Raw genomic sequence first — 17,659 nt, 5'->3', positions numbered from 1 at the left:
CGCACGCCGCCGGGTGCCCGGACTGGCGCCGCCGCGCCGCGCTGCGCACCGCGGTGCTGCTCGCCGCCGCGCCCGCCCCGGTGCTCCCCGCCGCGCTGCGGCACCGCGTCATGCACACCGCCACCGACCCGGAGCTCGCGGCGCACCGCGCGGACATCGCCGCGCGCGGCGGCGCCCTCACCCCCGACGGCCTGCCGGTCCAGCCGGACGTCCCGTCCCCGTTCACCCGCCGCTGGCTGTTCACCGTCGGCGGGATGGCGGGCGCCCTCGGGGCGGCGCTGGTCGCGGTGGTCGCGATGGGGCCCGGCATCGGCGGCGGCACGCTCTCGTGGCCGCCGTTCGGCACCGAGCCGCAGCCGTCGATCACCAGCCCGTCCCCGTCCCCCGGCGCGGGCGACGGCGACCGGTCGGCCGGTTCGGCGGGCGGGCCCGGCGGGACCGGGCCCGGCGGCGTGCAGCCGCCGCCCATGAACCCGCAGACGCGGCCGGAGGGCCCGTCGCCCGCGCGGCCTCCGTCGTCGCGCCCGCCGGCCACGCCGAGCGTGCCGTCGCCACCCCCGTCGAACCCGCCGGAGGAGCGCGGCGTTCTCGTCGTCAACCCGAGCAAGGTGCAGCTGAACGGCGGCAAGACCGCGAACGTCAGCCTGGCCGCCGAGGACGGCCCGGTGCAGTGGACCGCGATGGCGTCGACCAGCCAGCTCGAACTGTCGCAGATGCAGGGCGGCATGCCCGAGGACGGCACCATGCACCTGACCGTCACGCTGCGCACGGCGCTGATCGGCCTGCCGGGCAACGGCAAGATCACCTTCACCGACTCCGAGGGCTTCCCCCACGTCGTCGAGGTCGAATGGGGCCTGACCCTGCTCTGACCGTCCGGTCCTACAGGCCGACTCCTACAGGCCGACTCCTACAGGCCGACGCCGCCGGTGGCGTCGACGACCTGCGCGGTCACCCAGCGCGCGTCGTCGGACGCGAGGAACGCGGCGACGTCGGCGATGTCGTCCGGACGCCCCACCCGGCGGAGCGCCGCCCGCGTCGACCACTCCGCGTCGGCCTCGGCGTTCCCGCGCAGCCAGTCGGCGTTCATGTCGGTGTCGACGATGCCGGGGGCGACGGTGTTCGCGGTGATGCCGCGCGGGCCGAGCAGCTCGGCGAGGTTGCGGGTGAAGACGTCCAGGGCGCCCTTGGTGGCGCCGTAGCCCATGATCGCGGGCATCGCGAGCCGCGACGCGCCGCTGCCGATGTTGATGATCCGGCCGCCGTCGCGGAGCCGGGGCAGCGCCTGCTGGACGATGAAGAACGGTGCGCGAACGTTGACCGCGTAGACCCGGTCGAACGCCTCCTCGGTCATCGTCTCCAACCCCTCGTAGAGGGTTTCGCCCGCGTTGTTGACGATGACGTCGACGCCGCCGCCGGGGACGTACTGCTCGATCTCCTTGTCGAAGGCGGCCCAGAGCCGGTGGGCGTCGCCGTGCTCGCCCAGTTCGGCCTGGATCGCGAACGCGCGCCCGCCGTCCGTCCGGATCCGCTCCACCAGGCCGCCCGCCGCGGCGGCGTTCCGCGCGTAGGTGAGCGCGACGACGGCGCCGTCCCGCGCGAACCGCTCGGCGATCGCCCGTCCGATGCCGCGTCCGCCGCCGGTGACCAGCGCGACCTTGCCGTCCAGTGCCGTGCCCATGAGCCGCCTCCTTTTTTGATCGATCGCTCAAGAAAAGACCGTAGCACGTTTCTTGAGCGAGCGCTCTACAATGGGGGCATGGCAGAGCGACGGACGGTCCGCGGGCGGCCGCGCGGCTTCGACCGCGACGAGGCGCTGGGGCGCGCGCTGACGCTGTTCTGGGAACGCGGCTACGAGGCCACCTCGGTCAGCGACCTCACCGCCGCGATGGGCATCCGCCCGGCCAGCCTGTACGCGGCGTTCGGCGACAAGAAGTCCCTGTTCAAGGAGGTCGTCGACGCCTACGGGCGGACGCCGGCGGGGACGTACATGGCGGCGGCGCTGCGGGAGGAGCCCACCGCCCGCGCGGCGTTCGCCCGGATGCTGCGGGACGCCGCCGTCCACCAGTCCGGCACCGCGCACCCGCCCGGCTGCCTCGTCATCAGCGCCGCCACCAACGTGACCGCCGGCGACGAGGAGATCGCCGCGTTCCTGCGCGGGATGCGCGAGGCCAACAAGGCGAGGTTCCGCGACCGCCTCCGCGCGGCCCGCGACGCGGGCGAGCTGCCCGCCGACGCCGACACCGACGGGCTCGCGGACTACTTCGCCGCGATCGTCCAGGGCATGTCGCAGCAGGCCCGCGACGGCGCGACCGAGGCCGAGCTCGCCCGCATCGCCGACCGCGCCATGGCCGCCTGGCCCGCGTAGGGACCGGCCGCGAAGTCCTGGGGAACCCGCCGGGTCCGGGTCGGCAAGTACGGGTGTCCGACCGCAGAACCGAGAGGTCCCCCATGAGCATGGACGGCGATGATGCCTCCCATATCGGGCGTTCCCGGGACGATCCCGAAGCGTTCGCCGAGATCTTCCGCCGGCACGCGCCCGGTCTGAAGCGCTACGTGACCCGCCGTCTCGGCGCCGGCGCCGCCGAGGACGTCGTCGCCGAGACGTTCCTCGCCGCGTTCCGCCAGCGGCACCGCTACGACCTCGACCGTCCCGACGCGCGCCCCTGGCTGTTCGGCATCGCGACGAACCTGATGGGACGCCACGTCCGCACGGAGGTACGGCAGCTGCGGGCGCTGCGCCGCACCGGCGCCGACCCCGTCACCGAGCCGTTCGCCGACCGCAGCGACGAGCGCGTCACCGCCCAGGCCGGCGGCCCGCGGATCGCCGCCGCGCTCGCCGCCATGCCGAAGGGACAGCGCGACGCGCTGCTGCTGTTCGCGTGGGGCGGCCTGTCGTACGTCCAGGTGGCCGAGGCCCTGGGCGTGCGGCTCGGGACGGTCCGTTCCCGCATCAACCGGGCGCGGCGCAGGCTGCGCGCCGACCTCGGCGAACTCGACGAATCCCCCCGCCACACGATCGTGCACCAGGAGCCCGTCCATGACTGAGATCGACCGACTCCGGGAATTCCGGTCCGAGGTGCCCCGATCGCCCGGGCTGGACGCCGAGGAGGCGCGGCTCCGGGCGGCCATCGCCGGGGCGCCGGATCCGGCCGCCGGGGGAACCCGCCGCCGGTTCCGGCCCCGCGGCCGGACGGCCCTCGCCGGAGCCCTCGCCGCCGGTGCGGCGGTCGCCGTCGCGGCCGTGGCCGTCGCCGTGGACGACCCCGCCCCCGGCGCGCCGGGGGCGATCGTCCGGACGATGCCGGTCGCGCACGTCCGGGTCCTCCAGCAGGCGGCGGACCGGGCGGGCGCGACCCCCGAACTGCACCCGAAGCCCGGGCAGTTCCTCGTCTTCGAGTCGCAGATGATGAACACGGCCGAGGTGAACGACGCCGACGGCCACGCCCGCTACCTGCACCGGGAGAAGCGCACCATGTGGCGGCCCGTCGAGGGCGACGCGACGCGGGCCGTCCTGCGGACCACGGTCCTGCCGCCGAAGCAGTGGCCCGGTCGGCCCGTCCCGAAGGTCGCCCTTCAGGGCGTCGGTGAGACCGGCACCGAGAAGGCCGCCGACTTCGACGATGTCGCCGAGTGGCTGCGCACCGACTACGCGTACCTCCGCGAGCTCCCCGCCACGGCGGAGGGCATGTACGCGCACCTGTACGCGCACCTGGGGACGGGCCCGCGGGCCGACGCGCAGGCATGGCAGAACCTCGGCGGGATGCTCACCGAGGCGTACATGCCCGCCGCGCAGCGGGCCGCCCTGTTCCGCGCCGCCGCCGCGATCCCCGGCGTCACGACGGTCGGGACGGCCGTGGACGCCGCCGGCCGGACGGGCGTCGCGGTCGCGCTGGACGTGCCGGGCACCGGCGTCCGCACCGAGTACATCTTCGACCCCGACACCTACCGCTACCTGGGCGAACGCGGCGTCGTCACGGACGCGTCGCTCGCGCAGGCCCCGGTCGGCACCGTCCTGACCGCCACCGCCCAGCTCAACGTGCGGGTCGCCGACGCACCGCCCCCGGTGCGATGACCTCGGACACCGCGAGCGCGGCGAGCGCGACGGCGGCGGCGACGAGGGCGACGCGGTCCGCGCCGGCCCACGCGACCCCCGCCGCGCCGACCGCGCCGGACAGCGAGATCGCGAGGTAGAGGGCGGCCTGGTTCAGCGGGACCAAGACGGGCGCCGCGGCGGGGTCCAGCGTGATGATGCGGTGCTGCTGCGGCGTCGTGACGGCGAACGCGACGAGACCGTACGCGGCGACCGTCACGACGGCCGCGGCGAACGTTCCCCTGATCGCCGGGACGGCGCACAGCACGGCGGCGAGGAGCGCGAGCGCCCCGGCGACGATCGTCCGCCCGCCGAACCGGTCGGCCAGCGCGCCGGCGGCGAGGTTGCCCGCGAGACCCGCGAGGCCGAGCGTGCTCAGCAGGACGGCGAGCCGGGTCCCCGAGCCGCCGGTCGCGGGCTCGAAGATCGCCGAGATGTAGGTGTAGGGCAGGTAGATCGCGGTGAACGCGAGCACCGTGGTCGCCAGCAGCGCGAGGACGCGCCGGTCGCCGAGCGGGCGCAGCCGTTCCCGGAGCGCGGGGGCGGCGGGCGTCCGCGCGTCCCGGGGCAGCAGCGCGAGCACGCCGGCGAGGCCGAGCACGGTGAGCGCGGTGACGAACCACATCGCGGCCCGCCAGCCGAGCGTCCCGCCGAGGGCGGTGCCGAACGGCGCGCCGAGCGCGGTGGCCGCGGTGAAGCCGGTCACCGTCGCTCCGATCGCCCGGCCCCGCCGCTCGGGCGGGACGATCGCGGCGGCGGTGACGGACGCGGCGGGCACGAACAGCCCGAGGCCGGCCGCGGCGACGACCTGGGCGGCCAGGACGGCCGGGAAGGACGGCGCGACCGCGGTGGCCGCGCCGCCGAGGGCGCAGAGCAGTGCGCCCGCCGCCAGCACCCTGCGGCGCGGCCATCCGCCGGTGAGCGTGCCGAGCACGGGGGCGGCGACGGCGGCCGACACGGCGAAGACCGTGACGATCTGCCCTGCGGCGGTCACCGGGACGTCCAGTGTCGCGCCGATGGGCGCCAGCAGCCCGGGGAGGACGAACTCGCCGGTGCCGGCGGCGAAGACGCCGAACCCGAGTGCGGCGACCCCCCACCGGTTCGTCCGGGGGACCTCGCCCGTCCGGTCCTCCGGGGGTGCGGCTCGCTGGGACACGGTGACCTCCAAAACGGTACTGATCGGTTCCGAATGAAGGACGGTACTGATCGGTTCCGTATGGCGTCAATGTGCGCTATCGTCACGGGCATGCCGACACGGGCCCGGGAACGACTCGTCGAGACGGCGGGCGAGTTGTTCTACGCGGAAGGAGTCCGCGCCGTCGGAGTGGAGCGGCTGCTGGCCGTCTCCGGAGTGGGCCGCGCGTCCTTCTACCGGCACTTCGCGGGCAAGGACGAACTCGTCGTCGCGGTCCTGCGCGCCCAGGGAGAGGAATGGCGCGCGTGGCTGCGCACGGCCGTCGAGGACCGCGGTGGCGGGCCGCTGGCGATCTTCGACGCGCTGGCCGAGCGGCTCGCCGCGGACGACTTCCGCGGCTGCGCGGCCATCAACGCGATGGTCGAGACCGCGGACCCCGGCGCCGCGGCGCACCGCGTCGCCGCCGAGCACAAGCGGGACGTCGCCGCCTACGTGGCGGGCCTGCTGCGCGCGGCGGGCCACCCCGACCCGGCCGCCCTCGCCGAGCAGTTCATGATCCTCATCGACGGGGCGATCGTCACCGCGCTGCGCGAGCGCGGCCCCGCGCCGGCCGTCCGGGCCGGCCGGATCGCGGCCCGCCTGCTCGGCGAATGAGGTCCGGTCAGCTCTGGGTCGGCTGGTTGCGGACGGTCTCCAGGCGGTCGCCGAGGGCCTCCTGGACGCGCGCCTCCATCGCCCGCGCGATGAACGGGTCGACGACCATCTTCACCAGCGGGCGCATCCGCCGCACGACCGCCGCGACCTCGGCGACGTCCTCGCCGCCCGGCCCGGGCCGGGCGAGCCGGTCGAACACGTGCTCCTCGACGAGCCCGACGAACCGGCCCGCGATGACCTCGCAGTCGTCCCGGATCTGCGCGGCGATGTCGAGGACGGCGTCCAGCGGGATGCCCGCCGCGACGAGTTCGGCGCCGACGTGCAGCAGCCGCGGGCTCGGCACGCGGTAGCCGTCGCCCTCCGGTTCGATGAGGCCGAGCTCGATCGTCCGCTGCCGGAACCGCCCGACCTCCTCCTCGTCCAGCCCGGTGCCGAACATCTCGACGAGCTCGGCGTCGGTCGCGGTGCCGGGGATCTCGTCCGACCACGGGTCGGTGAGCACCTTCTCCAGCCCCAGGACCTCGCCGACGTCCTTGCCGGTCTGCCAGGCGGTCAGCAGCTCCTTGATGATCGCCAGGGTGTAGCCGCGGGCGAGCAGCTTCCCGATCAGCCGGAGCCGGGCGAGATGGTTGTCGTCGTACAGGCCGACCCGGCCTTGCAGACGCGGCGGCGGCAGCAGGCCCCGGTCCTGGTAGGCCCGGATGTTGCGGACGGTGCTCCCGCCGATCCGCGCCAGCTCGTCGATTCGGTACTCGGCCATCCCCACCCGCCGGTGTCGTCCGCCTTGACCGGCGTGATCTTACTCCGCCAGTATCTGTGACATCGAACGATGACAAGGTGGCGCCGATGGCGGAACCCCGCGTGCCGTACGACATCGAGGAGACGCTCCTCGGCGGTCCGCTGCACCTGACCCGCCGGGAGGTCGAGGACGCCGCGGGCCTGTCCGGCGACCTCGCGGTGCGGATCTGGCAGGCCCTCGGCTTCCCCACTCCGAAGGACGACGAGGTCGCCTTCACCGACGGGGACGTGCGGGCGCTCCGCGAGATCCGCGACCTCCTCGACGGCGACCTCGTCGACGAGGAGATGGTGCTCCAGCTCGTCCGGGCCGTCGGGCAGACGATGGGACGGCTCGCGAGCTGGCTCGGCGACGTGTGGCTGCTGCGGCTGAGCGCGCTCCTGCCCCCGGACGAACCGATGACCACCGACCTCGTCGTGACGGCCCTCGGCTCGACCGAGGAGCTGCGGCCCGCGTTCGAGCGGCTGCTCCTGCACGGCTGGCGGCGGCAGCTCGCCGCCGCGGGGCTGCGCGCCGCCGCGGGCACCGCCGCCGCCCGCACCGACCCCGCGGCCGGCCTCGCGCGCCTCGCCGTCGGGTTCGCCGACGTCGTGTCGTTCACCCGGCTGAGCCGCCGCCTGAACGCCGACGAGCTGGCGGCGTTCGTCGAACGGTTCGAGTCCGGGGCCACCGAGGTGGTCGCGGAGGCGGGCGGCCGGATCGTGAAGACGCTCGGCGACGAGGTCCTGTTCGTCGTCGCCGAACCGGCCGCGGCCGCCGAGGCCGGGCTGCGGCTCGCCGAACGGTTCGCGGCCGAGCCCGGCTTCCCGGACGTCCGGGTCGGCATGGCGTACGGGGAGGTCGTCCAGCGGCTCGGCGACGTGTTCGGCACCCCCGTCAACCTCGCCGCACGCCTCACCGCCACCGCCTACCCGGGCACGGTGCTCGTCGACGGCGGGCTCGCCGAGGCCCTCGACGGGTCCCGGTTCGACGTGTCCGCGCTGCGTCCCCGCCCCCTGCAGGGCCTCGGCCGCGTCCGCCCCCGCCTCCTGCGCCGTCCCCGCAACGGCTGATCAGCCGGACGCCGCCGCGACCAGCGGGCGCAGGGTCGAGTACGCCCACGCGGCGAGGGTCGTCGGCGTCGTGGTGATCACGTCGCGGGGCTGCTCGGGGACGAGGTCGCGGGTGCCGGCGGCCATCCCGACGATCCCCTCGACGGCCGTCGGGTGCAGGCCCGCCGCCCGCAGCGCCGCACGGACGTCGTCGTCCCGCACGGCCTCGACCCGCACGCGATGGCCGAGCGCGCCGGTCAGCACCTCGGCGACCCGCGTGAACGAGAGGTCCTCGGGCCCGTGGACGGCCTGCACCGTGCGGCCCCGCCACTCCTCGTTCAGCAGCCGCGCGGCCACCACGTCGCCGATGTCGCGCGGATCCACCCACGGCATGGGCGCGTCGGGCTCGAACGTCGTGGTGAGGACGCCGCGCGCCAGGCCGTCCAGGTCCTGCATCAGGTTGGTGAAGAAGTAGGCGCAGCGCAGGTGCAGGACGTCGGCGCCGATGGCGTCGAGCGCCTCCTCGATCCGGGCGAGCCCGTCGACGTGCCCGGCGCCGTGCCGCCGCTCCGCGCCGACGCTGCTCAGCAGCACGACCCGCGCGACGTCGCCCGCACGCACCGCGTCCACCAGCGCGGACGCCGTCCGCGCGGACGTCTCGATCGGATCCTCGGACGTGTGCGGCGTCGGGTCCACCCAGAACACCGTGCGGGCCCCGGCGGTCGCCTTCCGGACGTACGCGGCGTCGGTCAGGTCGCCCTGCCGGACGTCGACGCGTTCGCGTGTCGCGTCGTCCAGGCGCGCGGGGTCGCGGACGAGCACCCGGGGCCGGACCCCCGCCTGCAGCAGCAGCCGGACGACACGCGACCCGACCTGCCCGGTCGGGGTGGTGACCGCGATGGTCATGGAGACTCCTCCTTCGGTTCGGTTCGCGGCCCACCGTACGAACGAAGGAGGTCGGGATCGGGCCTCTTTCAGGGGCGGAACGCGCGGAGGGTCGCTTCCACGAGCGCGTCCGCGTACTCGGGGGTGAGGGGCCCGGACCGGTACAGCCAGCGCTGCGCGAGGGGCGCGTACAGCATCTCCAGGACCAGGTCGAGGTCGGCGTCCGCCGCGAGCTGCCCCGCCTCCTGCCCGCTGCGCAGCCGCGCCTTCTTCGCCTCGTCCACCGGCCCGGCGAGCTTCTCGCGGTACTGCGCGGCCAGCTCGGGATCGTTGATGATCTCGGTGCCGAGCGCGCGGATCGGCGCCTCGAACTCCGGATCGGCGAACTCGGCGGCGGTCGCCCGCAGGACGGTCTTGAGGTCGGCCTCGAGGTCGCCGGTGTCGGGCAGCGCCGTCCCGCCCGCCCCCTCGCTGAGCGCGAGGAACGAATCGAAGATCACCGCACCTTTGGACGGCCACCACCGGTAGATCGTCTGCTTGCCGACGCCCGCGCGCGCGGCGATCGCCTCGATCGAGGTCTTCGCGTACCCCACCTCGGAGATCAGCGCGCGCGTGGCGTCCAGGATCGCCCGCCGAGACCTCTCGCTGCGCCGCGCCCGGTTCGGCTGCCTGTCACTGGTCATGGACGCACGCTATCAGGAGACGATACGGTCCGTCTTGTATTGACGGCACTCCCCGGTGAACACGGCGGCCAGCTCGTCCCGGACGATCGCCACGGTCAGCTCGGCGGAGACGTCCGGGTCGCGGTAGACCTGCACGGCCAGCCCCTCGGTGACGGCGGTCAACCGCACCGCCGCCGCCCACGGGTCCGCCTCCGGCTCGACCTCCCCGCACTCCTTCCCGTTGTGGACGGCCCGCGCCGCGTCCTCCCGCAGCGCCCGCGCCGTCTCGGCGTCCACGCGGGCCAGTTCGGGGGAGTCCAGCGCGCGCCCCGCGAACGCCCGCGCGACCCGGAACTCGGTGCGGCGCGTCTCGTCCAGCGGGACCAGCTCGATCAGCGCCTCCGCCAGGACGTCGGCGATCGGCCGCCGATGCTCGACGCCGTCCCGCACATGCCGCTCGATCCGCTCCCGGATATGCGCGCTGACCTGCGTGAACGCGTGCAGGAGCATGGCGTCCTTGGTGCGGAAGTAGTGCTGCACGAGCCCGACCGAAATGCCCGCCGCGGCGGCCGTGCGGGCGACGGTGACGGCGTCCAGCCCGTGTTCGGAGATCAGCTCGCAGACGGCGAGCCCGATCTGGCGCCTGCGCGCCTCATGGTCGGCTGTCCTCGGCACCCGATTACCATACCAGCGTACGGTAACAACCGCCCGCGACCGACGGACGAGCGCGCCTAGGATGATCGAGGAATCCTGGACGGACGAGGCATATGACCGACCATCCCGAACTCGACTCCGGCAAGCCCACCATCGCCCGCGCGTACGACGCGCTGCTCGGCGGCAAGGACGACTTCGCCGCCGACCGGGCCCTCGCCGACCACGCCATCCAGCACATCCCCGGGCTGCGGGAGTCCGCCGTCGAGAACCGCAGGGTGCTCGTGCGCGGCGTCCGGTACCTCGCCCGCGAGACCGGCATGGACCAGTTCCTCGACCTCGGCAGCGGCCTCCCCACCATGGAGAACACCCACCAGGTCGCGCAGCGCGAGAACCCGGACGCCCGCGTCGTCTACGTCGACATCGACCCCCTCGTGTCCGTGCACGGCCGCGCGCTCCTCGCCGAGAACGGCGGCACGCGCGTCACGGTCGGGGACGTCCGCGACCCCGCCGCCGTCCTCGCCGCCCCCGCGGTGGACGGCTTCCTCGACTTCTCCCGCCCCGCCGTCGTCATGCTCGTCGGGATGCTGCACTACCTGTCCCCCGACGTGGCCGACGGCGTCGTCGCCGCCTACCGCGACGTCCTCGCCCCCGGCAGCCACCTGTTCATCACGTCCCTCGTCGACACCGGCCTCCCGCAGCAGCGGGAACTCGCCCGCATCACCCGCGAGAACCTCGAAGAGGGCTGGGCCCGCACCCCCGCCGAGATCGAACACCACTTCGGCGACTTCGAACTCGTCGAACCGGGCGTCACCTACACAGCCCTGTGGCGCCCGGACACGCCCATCGACCCCGAGAACCTCGCACCCGGCGAACAACTCGGCATGGCGGGCATGGCCCGCAAACCCTGACGCCCAGGTCAACAACTCGCGAGCGCCGCATCCATGACCGGATCGTCCCCCGGAAGGATCCGCAACCACTCCCCGACGGGCGGCAGCGTCACCCCACGGCTCGCGAGGCACGCCTGGAACGCGCTGCCCTCCACCACCGGGATCCGCACCGCCTCACCCGCCACGAGCCGCGACGCGCACGCCTCGACGGCCGTCCGCATGCGCTCCTCGTTCCCGGGCTCGCGCTCGTCCTCGGGCAGCCGGATCCCCCGCCGCTCCAGGCACCCCCGGAACCCGCCGTCCGCCGGCACGCTCGTCCCCGGCGGTGCGAAGGCTCCGCCGACGCGACCGGCGGACGAACGTCCCCCTCGGCCGCACACCCGACCAGCACCCCCACAACGAGCCCGAGCCACACAACGCGCATGCCCCAACGCGACCACGGAACCCACCCCCGAGAACCCCATCGACCGCTATAGGCCACACCTGGACGGAGCCCCATGACCAGTCAGCCCAACGACTCTCCCGACCTGGTCAGGCGACTCCTGGACATGGTCGTCACGTTCACATGGTTCTTCGACACCTGCGATGAGTCGGTCGTGGACGACGACATGGCGGTCAAGCAACTGGAGCAGATCGGCCACGCCATGCACCAACTACCCGCCGCCGACAAGCTCCGCCTGGTCGAGGAACTGGCGACCATGGCCGCAAGCTCAACAGCCCCGGAGTACCGCGAGTACCTCGAGAAGTTCGCGCACACCGTGGGCCTCGCAGAGCCAGAAGACTGACCTGCCGACGTCCCCCAACCGGCGGCAACACGCCCGGGAACCGGCGAGAGCCCGCGCCCCAAAAGCGCGCAAGCCGGACGACGAGCAGGACCCTCAAGTCCCGTGACTCCCATAGCCAACGCAAGAGGCCCCTCCCGCAACCGGAAGGGGCCTCTCACCTGCTGCGCACCCGTAGGGATTCGAACCCCAAACCTTCTGATCCGTAGTCAGATGCTCTATCCATTGAGCTACGGGTGCCTGCCGCTGATTACTGTACCGGGTTCCCGGGGTGGTCCGCGAATCGGTTCCGCGGGGCGCCCAACGTGACGCGGGTCACGGAACCGTTCGTGGCCGTCAGGCGCCGAACCTGTAATCGCGACGGAAGCGACCTGCCGGGTCTACGCTCGTCCGAAGCTCAAACCCCCTAGAAGGAGTAAACATGCGCATGTCTGCCACCAAGCTGGTCGGCGTTCTCGCCGTCGGTGGTGCCCTGTTCGCCTCCACCGCCTGCGGGCCCCTGAACTCGATCGCCGGCGGCGGTGCCAAGGACGAGGCGTGCCAGAACATCGAGACGGAGCTGCGCGGGATCGCGTCCAGCACCCCCTCCTTCACCGGGAGCGGTACGGAGCAGACCGCCAACGAGTGGATGGACGCCGCGTCCAAGATCCGTAGCGAGGGCGAGAACGCGGGCGGGGACGTCCAGACCGCCGCCTCCGCGTTCGCCACGGACCTGGAGACGGTCGCCGAGAGCCTCAAGAAGCTGTCCTCGGGCGACCTCTCGGGCGGCACGCCGAACATCAGCCAGATGCAGCAGCACGGCCAGGAGCTCGGCGAGGCCTGCGGATACTCGGGCTTCCGCCTGGGCGGCTGACGATGACGACCGCCGCTCCCGCGGCCCCGGGAGCGGATCGTCCCCGTGCGCGGAGGTTCCGGGCTATGCTTTCAGTGACCCCGGCTCAGGCTTTGCCGGTCGGCACGCCGAACCGGTAGCCTGTCCTGTGCCCGAGGGCCACTGGAGGATTCGCCTAGTCCGGTCTATGGCGCCGCACTGCTAATGCGGTTTGGGTTCACGCCCATCCGGGGTTCAAATCCCCGATCCTCCGCCACCTGACCAGGGGCTTCGCCGAAAGCAACATCTTCGGCGAAGCCCCTGTCGCGTTCCAGATGTCCGTTTTAGGGGCACTGGATAGCACGTGGATAGCACGAGATGTCGCGGCGGTGCCGTCGTGCCCACGCCGGAGCCCCGAAGCGGATCTTGAGAAACACTACCCTGCGTGTTCGGTGCGCCTCTTGCGTCGCTCCGCGAACGAGATCACGTTCGGTGCGGCGACGGGCGCCGGCTCGTCCGCCTCACCTCCTGGTCTCCGAGGAACGACAGCCGCGACTGCTTCAGCGGCGGCTCTCGACACCTCCGGCAGGACGGACGTATAGGTGTCGGCGGTGAACGAATGGCGCGAGTGTCCCAACGTCTCGCTGATCACCTTCATATCGACCTTGCCGAGGAGCGCCAGCGTTGCGGCGCCGTGTCGCAGGTCGTGGAAACGGATCGGGGGCAGCGGGACTCCCTTGATAGCCCCTCGCGCCGCGCTTTCGCTGACACGGTGCCGCCGGGCAATCCGGTCGGGCGTCCAGCCCTCCTCCGCATGCCTCCGGCGAACCCGCCCGTATTTCTGTACCAGGTCGTCGAACCGCGTTGAGATCCACTGCGGGCGGAGCGGACTGCCGTCTTCCCGGGTGAACACTCGGCCTGAGTCGACCCAGAGGTCGGCCCCGGCGGTGCGCCGTTCCTGTTCCTGCCGTTCGCGCCACGCGAGCAGTACCGAGATGGTCGTCGCGTCCAGCGCGACCGTCCGTTCCCCCGCTTCGGATTTGGTGTCGTCGTACTCGTCGTCCTCGTCCGGCAGCGTCTCCCTGATCGTGATGGTCCCCGCCCCTGTGAGATCGGTGTCCTGCCAGGCCAGGCCCGCGACTTCGGCTCGCCGAAGACCGCGGAAGGCCACCAGGTGGTAGAGGGCGTACAGGCGCTCGTCGGACGCGAAATCGAGGAACGCGCCTGTCTGTGCGGGCGTCCAGACCATCACCGGTCCCGGTGCTTTGCCGGTCTCCCGCCAGCGTTCGACGCGCTCAGTGGTCCAGACGTACGGCTTGACGCGCCTGCCCTTGATCCGCGGCAACTCCACGTGCTCGATCGGGTTGTGCCCGAGCCGCTTCGATTTCACTGCAGAGTTCAGTGCCGAAGACAGCACTGCATGGATCTTCCTCACCCTCGCGGGCGAGATCGGCTGCTTCTGCTTGCGGGCCGCCGCTTCACCGGGGAAGGTCTTCCGTGGCGAGAGCGCTCGGACTTCCAGCAACCGCTGAAGCAGGTCGCTCGGCTTCTCCGAGTCGGGGAGCGGCCTGTTGATCTGGAGGATGGCGTCGTAAAGGTCGCGCGCGTGCTTGTCGCGCAGCTCCACCAGCTTGAGATGTCCGAGTCCGGGCACGAGGTAGAGGCGGACGATCTCCTCGTAGTCCGCGTAGGTCGACCTGGCCAGACGTTGCTTTCCAGGCAGCCAGATCTTCTCCAGGTAAGTCCCCACCTTCAGGGCCCGGTCGATCGGTTGGCCGAGCCGTTCGGCCGTGGCCAGCGCTTGCACCAGAGCGGCTTGAGCGGCTTTCCGGGTCTTGTAGGGGCCGATGTAGGGCTGTCTTCGGCGGCCGTCCGCTCCTGGCGGAGCGTCATAACGAGCCCACCAGTATCCGTGATTCCGCTTGGCGAGCTGGGGACATGCCCCCAGCTCGAACTTCTTGCCCGTCTCCGGGTTGCGGCAGCCGCAGCGCTTGAATGTCGTACCTCGCAAGGCTCCTCCTTCGAAAGGCCCAATCGCCGTGCCAGGAGCCGAGAACCGTGCCAGTCGACGGTCGGTCTAATCATCAGGGCGCTTTCTCAGCACCTGGGACACTGCTTGGACACTCACACCGAGTTCGTCGGCGATCTGTGTGAGCGTGAGGCCGTCGGCGCGGGCTTCGCGGAACGCCTCTCGGCGGACGGCCGCAAGCCCTCCGATGACCTCACGGGCGAGCATGGCGAGACGCTCTGTAGCGCCTGCGCGGGGGACCGGCCCAAGACCCTCAAGCTCGTCGAGGCCATCGACCAGTAGCTTTACCAGCCGCGCCAGACGCTCCCGCGGTTGTTCTGGGGCCTGCTCATCGCCTTCCACACTGTCATCGCCCACTCACACAAGGTTAAGGCTGTTGCAAAGATCGTTTCAAGCCCAGGCTTGACCCCTGGCGCCTCAGCGTCAGGGGCCAGTCACTGGGAGCGCCAGGAGTCGGCCAAGTACTCCGGGGTCAGGAGGCGGGACAGTGCATCCCTTCAGCGGCCCTGACCGAATCGCTCTGCCCCGAGAACGGAGAGCAGGTCAGCCGTCGGGACGCGGTAGCAGCCCCCGATGCGGATGACCCGGCATGGGAACTCGTTGCGGCGAACGAGTTCGTAGGCGAACCCACGGGAGAGGCCGAGAGCCCTCGCCGCAGTGGTGACGCTGACGACCGTTGGGAGCGATGCGAGGTCATCGAGCTTCATGGGAGTCATGAGGAGAGCTCCTTGCTGGTGATGAGCACGTAAGGCATCTGGTTTTCAGCGAAGGGGACGGAGCTCCGATGGGTTGTCGGCCACCGCCGTAGGTGAGGGCGTGAAGCAAGCCGCAGAGTGGCGAGGGCCTGTGCCTGGGACGGTGCATGTGCGCCTCCGGTCAGAGAGAGTTGGCAGTGGGGCGGGTGGCGCCGATGTATTGGCGTTCGCGGGTGGGGTTGCCGGTCCAGGTGGCGATGCGGACGACGTCGCCGGTCTGGGGTGCGTGGATCATGCGGCCGCCTCCGAGGTGGATGCCGACGTGGTGGATGGTGGCGGGGTTGGCCGGGTTGGTGGCGAAGAAGACGAGGTCGCCGGGTTGGAGGGCGTGGCGGGGGATGTGGGTTCCGGCGTGGTACTGGGCGGCGGCGACGCGGGGTAGGCGGATGCCGACTTGGGCCCAGGCGTGTTGGGCGAGGCCGGAGCAGTCGAAGCCTTTGATGCCGGCGCCGTGGGCGGTGCCGTAGGTGGGGCCGTTGGGGCCGCCGCCTCCCCAGGAGTAGGGGGTGCCGAGCCATCGGAGGGCGGCGCGGACGGCGACGCTGCCGTGTCCGGTGCCGGTGGGGGTGGTGTCGGCGTAGCGGTCGGCTTGGTCGAGGACTTTGCGGACGTACCAGTCGGCGTGGTTGTAGTGCCAGATCGCGCGGCGCAGGTGGCGTCCGCCTTTGCCGGCGTGGTTGTGGCAGAGGTAGTTGGCGGCGCCGTGGATGGCGTCGGCGGGGTTGTAGCGGTCTCGGCGGCCGTCGTGGTCGCCGTCGGTGCCGTAGGCGGCCCAGCTGGCGGCGAGGAACTGCATGGGGCCGCCGGCTCCCGCGTGGTTCTCGCCGGTGTGGACGCCGGGGAGGGTGGAGCGGCCGTGGTCGGTTTCGACCTTGCCGATGGCGGCCAGCACGTTCCAGCCCAAGCCGGGGCAGGTTTGCGCGGCGTCCATGTACCACCGCAGGTAGGCCGGTGGGATGTCGCTACGGGCCAGGGCGGTGGGCGCGCCGGCCAGGGACGAGCTGCCGTTGGCGTTCTGCCCGGCGAGGAGCAGGACGAGACCGAGCGGCAGGGTGATCGCGGCGGCGATCGCGGCGACGGCCTTCATGAGGCCGCCGGGTGGGTGTTGGGCGGGTCAGTCGGCTGATTCGGCGCCGGTGCGGGCGCGTTGCCGGGCGCGGTGTCCGGCGCCCTTGTCGTTGTCATCGGCGGTGCCCCCAAGTTGGTGGTGGGGCTGCCGCAGCACCTCGCGGACCGCTTCCCAGGAGTAGCGGAAGTCCTTGCCGGTCTTGAGCGCGGGGATCTGCCCGGCGTGGGCCATCCGGCGGACGGTCTGGGGCGACAGGCCGAGTTTGGCGGCGAGTTCGGCGGTGGTGAGCACGTCGGGATCGCGGCCGGGCTTCTCGGTCATCGCGCAGGCTCCTGGCTTGGGGTCACGGTCGCCTCTCATTGTGGTGGGTCGATGCTGCGGAAGCACTTTTGTCGAGTGGAGACATTCTTTGGTGTTGCTTGCGCTCCACAACTCTGCCACGTACTGTGACCGTTCATCAACTCAAAGCAACAAGTCGGGGGTGTGCAACCTTGAGGCTTCGACATGCCGGGATGGGCCCTCTACGGCCGGCCGGGCTCCTGGATGTGGTGGTGGTTGGCGCGCACGGTGGCGCCGGGACCTCAACGCTGGCGGCTCTGCTGCCTGCAGCGTGGGACATGGGCGCCATCCGGACAACGCCAGAGGAGGACCGGTGTCCGGTGCAGGCGAAGGGACGCCCGGTGGTGCTGGCCGCCCGCAACACCGCGACCGCCGCGAAGGACGCGACGGCGGCGATCGCCATGTTGCGCCGGTGGGAGCAGGGTGTGGCGGCGCTGGCGATCACCAGCGACGGCGGCCCGGAACCACGGGACGCGACGGCGCGGTTCGCGCTGCTGGAGTGGCAGGTCGGCGGCGTGGTGCGGGTCCCGCATGTGCGGGCGCTGCGGTTGGTCGATGACCCGGCCGCAGTCGTACTGCCGGGCAAGGCACGGCAGGCACTGGACGAGCTGCGGCGCCTCGCAGCGGGTGGGCGGGGGTGGCGCCGGTGACGACGCCGACCGATCCGCCGCCGGCGCTGAAGGTTCCCGACCCGCCTCCGGCGCCTCCGCCGGGGCTGGAGGCGAAGATCCAGGAGCTCTTGGCCTGGGGCAAGTGGGGCGTCATGATCTGCGGGCTGGCCGGGCTGTTCATCTGCGGTGGGCAGATGGCGATCGGGCGTAAGAACCGGTCGTCGTTCGCCGCCGACGGGGCGACCGGTGTCCCGTGGGTCCTCGGCGGTCTCAGCCTCGTCGCCGCGGCGGCGCCGATCGTCACGGTGTTCTTCACATGAGGCCGCCGATGTCGAAACGCGGCCTGACGGTCGTGGCAGGCGCGGTCGTCGGCGGCGCGCTGGTGCTCGGCGCCGTCCAGTTCACGGACGAGTCAGCTACGCCTGTCGCGCAGCGTGTTGCTCGCCCCGAGCCGCAGGCCGTGCTGGTG

23 protein-coding genes, 2 tRNA genes and 1 pseudogene are annotated in these 17,659 nt (G+C 72.4%); 13 read left to right on the top strand and 13 right to left on the bottom strand.

Features of this window, described 5'->3' with window-relative positions; genetic code table 11:
• Positions 1-869 (top strand): annotated as a pseudogene (locus ACFQ11_RS33080) (RNA polymerase sigma factor); the annotation flags it as partial.
• A 38-nt stretch (positions 870-907) separates the two neighbouring features.
• Here ACFQ11_RS33080 and ACFQ11_RS33075 read toward each other — a convergent pair.
• Positions 908-1,678: an SDR family oxidoreductase gene (locus tag ACFQ11_RS33075; RefSeq protein ID WP_378305960.1), complete on the bottom strand. Its 771-nt coding sequence runs from the start codon at positions 1,676-1,678 to the stop codon at positions 908-910.
• Between the two features lie 78 nt (positions 1,679-1,756).
• On the opposite strand from ACFQ11_RS33075, the gene ACFQ11_RS33070 reads away from it, so the two are divergent.
• The 3 genes from ACFQ11_RS33070 to ACFQ11_RS33060 all read left to right on the top strand — a co-directional run bounded on the left by ACFQ11_RS33070 (position 1,757) and on the right by ACFQ11_RS33060 (position 4,072).
• Complete coding sequence (locus ACFQ11_RS33070; protein ID WP_378305957.1) at positions 1,757-2,365, top strand: TetR/AcrR family transcriptional regulator; 609 nt, start codon at positions 1,757-1,759, stop codon at positions 2,363-2,365.
• Positions 2,366-2,454: 89 nt separating this feature from the next.
• A complete protein-coding gene (locus ACFQ11_RS33065; RefSeq protein ID WP_378305955.1) occupies positions 2,455-3,045 on the top strand; it encodes an RNA polymerase sigma factor in 591 nt (196 codons plus the stop codon).
• A complete protein-coding gene (locus ACFQ11_RS33060; RefSeq protein WP_378305952.1) occupies positions 3,038-4,072 on the top strand; it encodes a CU044_5270 family protein in 1,035 nt (344 codons plus the stop codon). The genes ACFQ11_RS33065 and ACFQ11_RS33060 overlap by 8 nt, the downstream gene beginning before the upstream one ends.
• On the opposite strand, the gene ACFQ11_RS33055 is transcribed toward ACFQ11_RS33060, so the two are convergent.
• Positions 4,032-5,246 carry an MFS transporter gene (locus tag ACFQ11_RS33055; RefSeq protein WP_378305950.1) on the bottom strand — a complete coding sequence of 405 codons (1,215 nt, stop codon included), beginning with the start codon at positions 5,244-5,246 and terminating at the stop codon, positions 4,032-4,034. The genes ACFQ11_RS33060 and ACFQ11_RS33055 overlap by 41 nt on opposite strands.
• Positions 5,247-5,336: 90 nt before the next feature.
• On the opposite strand from ACFQ11_RS33055, the gene ACFQ11_RS33050 reads away from it, so the two are divergent.
• Entirely contained in the window at positions 5,337-5,879 is a 543-nt protein-coding gene (locus tag ACFQ11_RS33050) for a TetR/AcrR family transcriptional regulator (protein ID WP_378305948.1), read from the top strand.
• Between the two features lie 7 nt (positions 5,880-5,886).
• On the opposite strand, the gene ACFQ11_RS33045 is transcribed toward ACFQ11_RS33050, so the two are convergent.
• Positions 5,887-6,639 (bottom strand): MerR family transcriptional regulator, encoded by a 753-nt coding sequence (locus ACFQ11_RS33045; RefSeq protein WP_378305946.1) that lies wholly within the window; start codon positions 6,637-6,639, stop codon positions 5,887-5,889.
• Between the two features lie 86 nt (positions 6,640-6,725).
• Between ACFQ11_RS33045 and ACFQ11_RS33040 the strand changes: the two genes are divergently transcribed.
• The gene (locus tag ACFQ11_RS33040) at positions 6,726-7,727 is read left to right on the top strand and encodes an adenylate/guanylate cyclase domain-containing protein (RefSeq protein ID WP_378305944.1); all 1,002 of its coding nucleotides are present in this window, start codon (positions 6,726-6,728) and stop codon (positions 7,725-7,727) included.
• Here ACFQ11_RS33040 and ACFQ11_RS33035 read toward each other — a convergent pair whose 3' ends face one another.
• The 3 genes from ACFQ11_RS33035 to ACFQ11_RS33025 all read right to left on the bottom strand — a co-directional run bounded on the left by ACFQ11_RS33035 (position 7,728) and on the right by ACFQ11_RS33025 (position 9,928).
• Complete coding sequence (locus ACFQ11_RS33035) at positions 7,728-8,612, bottom strand: NmrA family NAD(P)-binding protein (protein ID WP_378305942.1); 885 nt, start codon at positions 8,610-8,612, stop codon at positions 7,728-7,730.
• A 68-nt stretch (positions 8,613-8,680) separates the two neighbouring features.
• Entirely contained in the window at positions 8,681-9,274 is a 594-nt protein-coding gene (locus ACFQ11_RS33030) for a TetR/AcrR family transcriptional regulator (protein WP_378305939.1), read from the bottom strand.
• A gap of 12 nt (positions 9,275-9,286) precedes the next feature.
• Positions 9,287-9,928, bottom strand: a complete 642-nt coding sequence (locus tag ACFQ11_RS33025) for a TetR/AcrR family transcriptional regulator (protein ID WP_378305937.1) — start codon at positions 9,926-9,928, stop codon at positions 9,287-9,289.
• A gap of 92 nt (positions 9,929-10,020) precedes the next feature.
• Here ACFQ11_RS33025 and ACFQ11_RS33020 point away from each other — a divergent pair, with 92 nt between their 5' ends.
• Positions 10,021-10,815, top strand: a complete 795-nt coding sequence (locus ACFQ11_RS33020) for an SAM-dependent methyltransferase (RefSeq protein WP_378305934.1) — start codon at positions 10,021-10,023, stop codon at positions 10,813-10,815.
• Positions 10,816-10,823: 8 nt separating this feature from the next.
• Here ACFQ11_RS33020 and ACFQ11_RS33015 read toward each other — a convergent pair whose 3' ends face one another.
• A complete protein-coding gene (locus ACFQ11_RS33015; protein ID WP_378305932.1) occupies positions 10,824-11,105 on the bottom strand; it encodes a hypothetical protein in 282 nt (93 codons plus the stop codon).
• Between the two features lie 186 nt (positions 11,106-11,291).
• Between ACFQ11_RS33015 and ACFQ11_RS33010 the strand changes: the two genes are divergently transcribed.
• Positions 11,292-11,579, top strand: coding sequence for a hypothetical protein (locus tag ACFQ11_RS33010; RefSeq protein ID WP_378305930.1), 288 nt, complete (start codon positions 11,292-11,294; stop codon positions 11,577-11,579).
• Between the two features lie 164 nt (positions 11,580-11,743).
• On the opposite strand, the gene ACFQ11_RS33005 is transcribed toward ACFQ11_RS33010, so the two are convergent.
• Positions 11,744-11,816, bottom strand: a tRNA-Arg gene (locus ACFQ11_RS33005).
• A gap of 181 nt (positions 11,817-11,997) precedes the next feature.
• Here ACFQ11_RS33005 and ACFQ11_RS33000 point away from each other — a divergent pair.
• Both ACFQ11_RS33000 and ACFQ11_RS32995 read left to right on the top strand, forming a co-directional pair.
• Positions 11,998-12,429: a hypothetical protein gene (locus ACFQ11_RS33000; protein ID WP_378305928.1), complete on the top strand. Its 432-nt coding sequence runs from the start codon at positions 11,998-12,000 to the stop codon at positions 12,427-12,429.
• Between the two features lie 143 nt (positions 12,430-12,572).
• Positions 12,573-12,664: transfer RNA gene (locus ACFQ11_RS32995), tRNA-Ser, on the top strand.
• Between the two features lie 159 nt (positions 12,665-12,823).
• On the opposite strand, the gene ACFQ11_RS32990 is transcribed toward ACFQ11_RS32995, so the two are convergent.
• The 5 genes from ACFQ11_RS32990 to ACFQ11_RS32970 form a co-directional block, all read right to left on the bottom strand.
• Positions 12,824-14,398 (bottom strand): tyrosine-type recombinase/integrase, encoded by a 1,575-nt coding sequence (locus ACFQ11_RS32990; RefSeq protein WP_378305926.1) that lies wholly within the window; start codon positions 14,396-14,398, stop codon positions 12,824-12,826.
• 66 nt (positions 14,399-14,464) lie between these two features.
• The gene (locus ACFQ11_RS32985; RefSeq protein WP_378305964.1) at positions 14,465-14,623 is read right to left on the bottom strand and encodes a sigma factor-like helix-turn-helix DNA-binding protein; all 159 of its coding nucleotides are present in this window, start codon (positions 14,621-14,623) and stop codon (positions 14,465-14,467) included.
• Between the two features lie 290 nt (positions 14,624-14,913).
• Positions 14,914-15,132, bottom strand: coding sequence for a helix-turn-helix domain-containing protein (locus tag ACFQ11_RS32980; RefSeq protein WP_378305924.1), 219 nt, complete (start codon positions 15,130-15,132; stop codon positions 14,914-14,916).
• A gap of 160 nt (positions 15,133-15,292) precedes the next feature.
• Positions 15,293-16,258, bottom strand: coding sequence for a C40 family peptidase (locus ACFQ11_RS32975; protein ID WP_378305921.1), 966 nt, complete (start codon positions 16,256-16,258; stop codon positions 15,293-15,295).
• Between the two features lie 27 nt (positions 16,259-16,285).
• Positions 16,286-16,561 carry a helix-turn-helix domain-containing protein gene (locus tag ACFQ11_RS32970; RefSeq protein WP_378305919.1) on the bottom strand — a complete coding sequence of 92 codons (276 nt, stop codon included), beginning with the start codon at positions 16,559-16,561 and terminating at the stop codon, positions 16,286-16,288.
• A 338-nt stretch (positions 16,562-16,899) separates the two neighbouring features.
• Here ACFQ11_RS32970 and ACFQ11_RS32965 point away from each other — a divergent pair, with 338 nt between their 5' ends.
• The 3 genes from ACFQ11_RS32965 to ACFQ11_RS32955 all read left to right on the top strand — a co-directional run.
• Complete coding sequence (locus tag ACFQ11_RS32965; protein WP_378305917.1) at positions 16,900-17,229, top strand: hypothetical protein; 330 nt, start codon at positions 16,900-16,902, stop codon at positions 17,227-17,229.
• On the top strand, positions 17,226-17,510 hold the full coding sequence (locus tag ACFQ11_RS32960) for a hypothetical protein (RefSeq protein ID WP_378305915.1): 285 nt from the start codon (positions 17,226-17,228) through the stop codon (positions 17,508-17,510). The genes ACFQ11_RS32965 and ACFQ11_RS32960 overlap by 4 nt, the downstream gene beginning before the upstream one ends.
• The coding region (locus tag ACFQ11_RS32955) for a DUF2613 family protein (RefSeq protein WP_378305962.1) at positions 17,507-17,659 on the top strand (153 nt) is incomplete at its 3' end. The genes ACFQ11_RS32960 and ACFQ11_RS32955, both read left to right, overlap by 4 nt.

The sequence above is a fragment of the Actinomadura sediminis genome (assembly GCF_042675525.1).
Taxonomy (GTDB): Bacteria; Actinomycetota; Actinomycetes; order Streptosporangiales; family Streptosporangiaceae; genus Spirillospora; species Spirillospora sediminis.
This window is presented reverse-complemented; position numbering and strand designations above follow the sequence as displayed.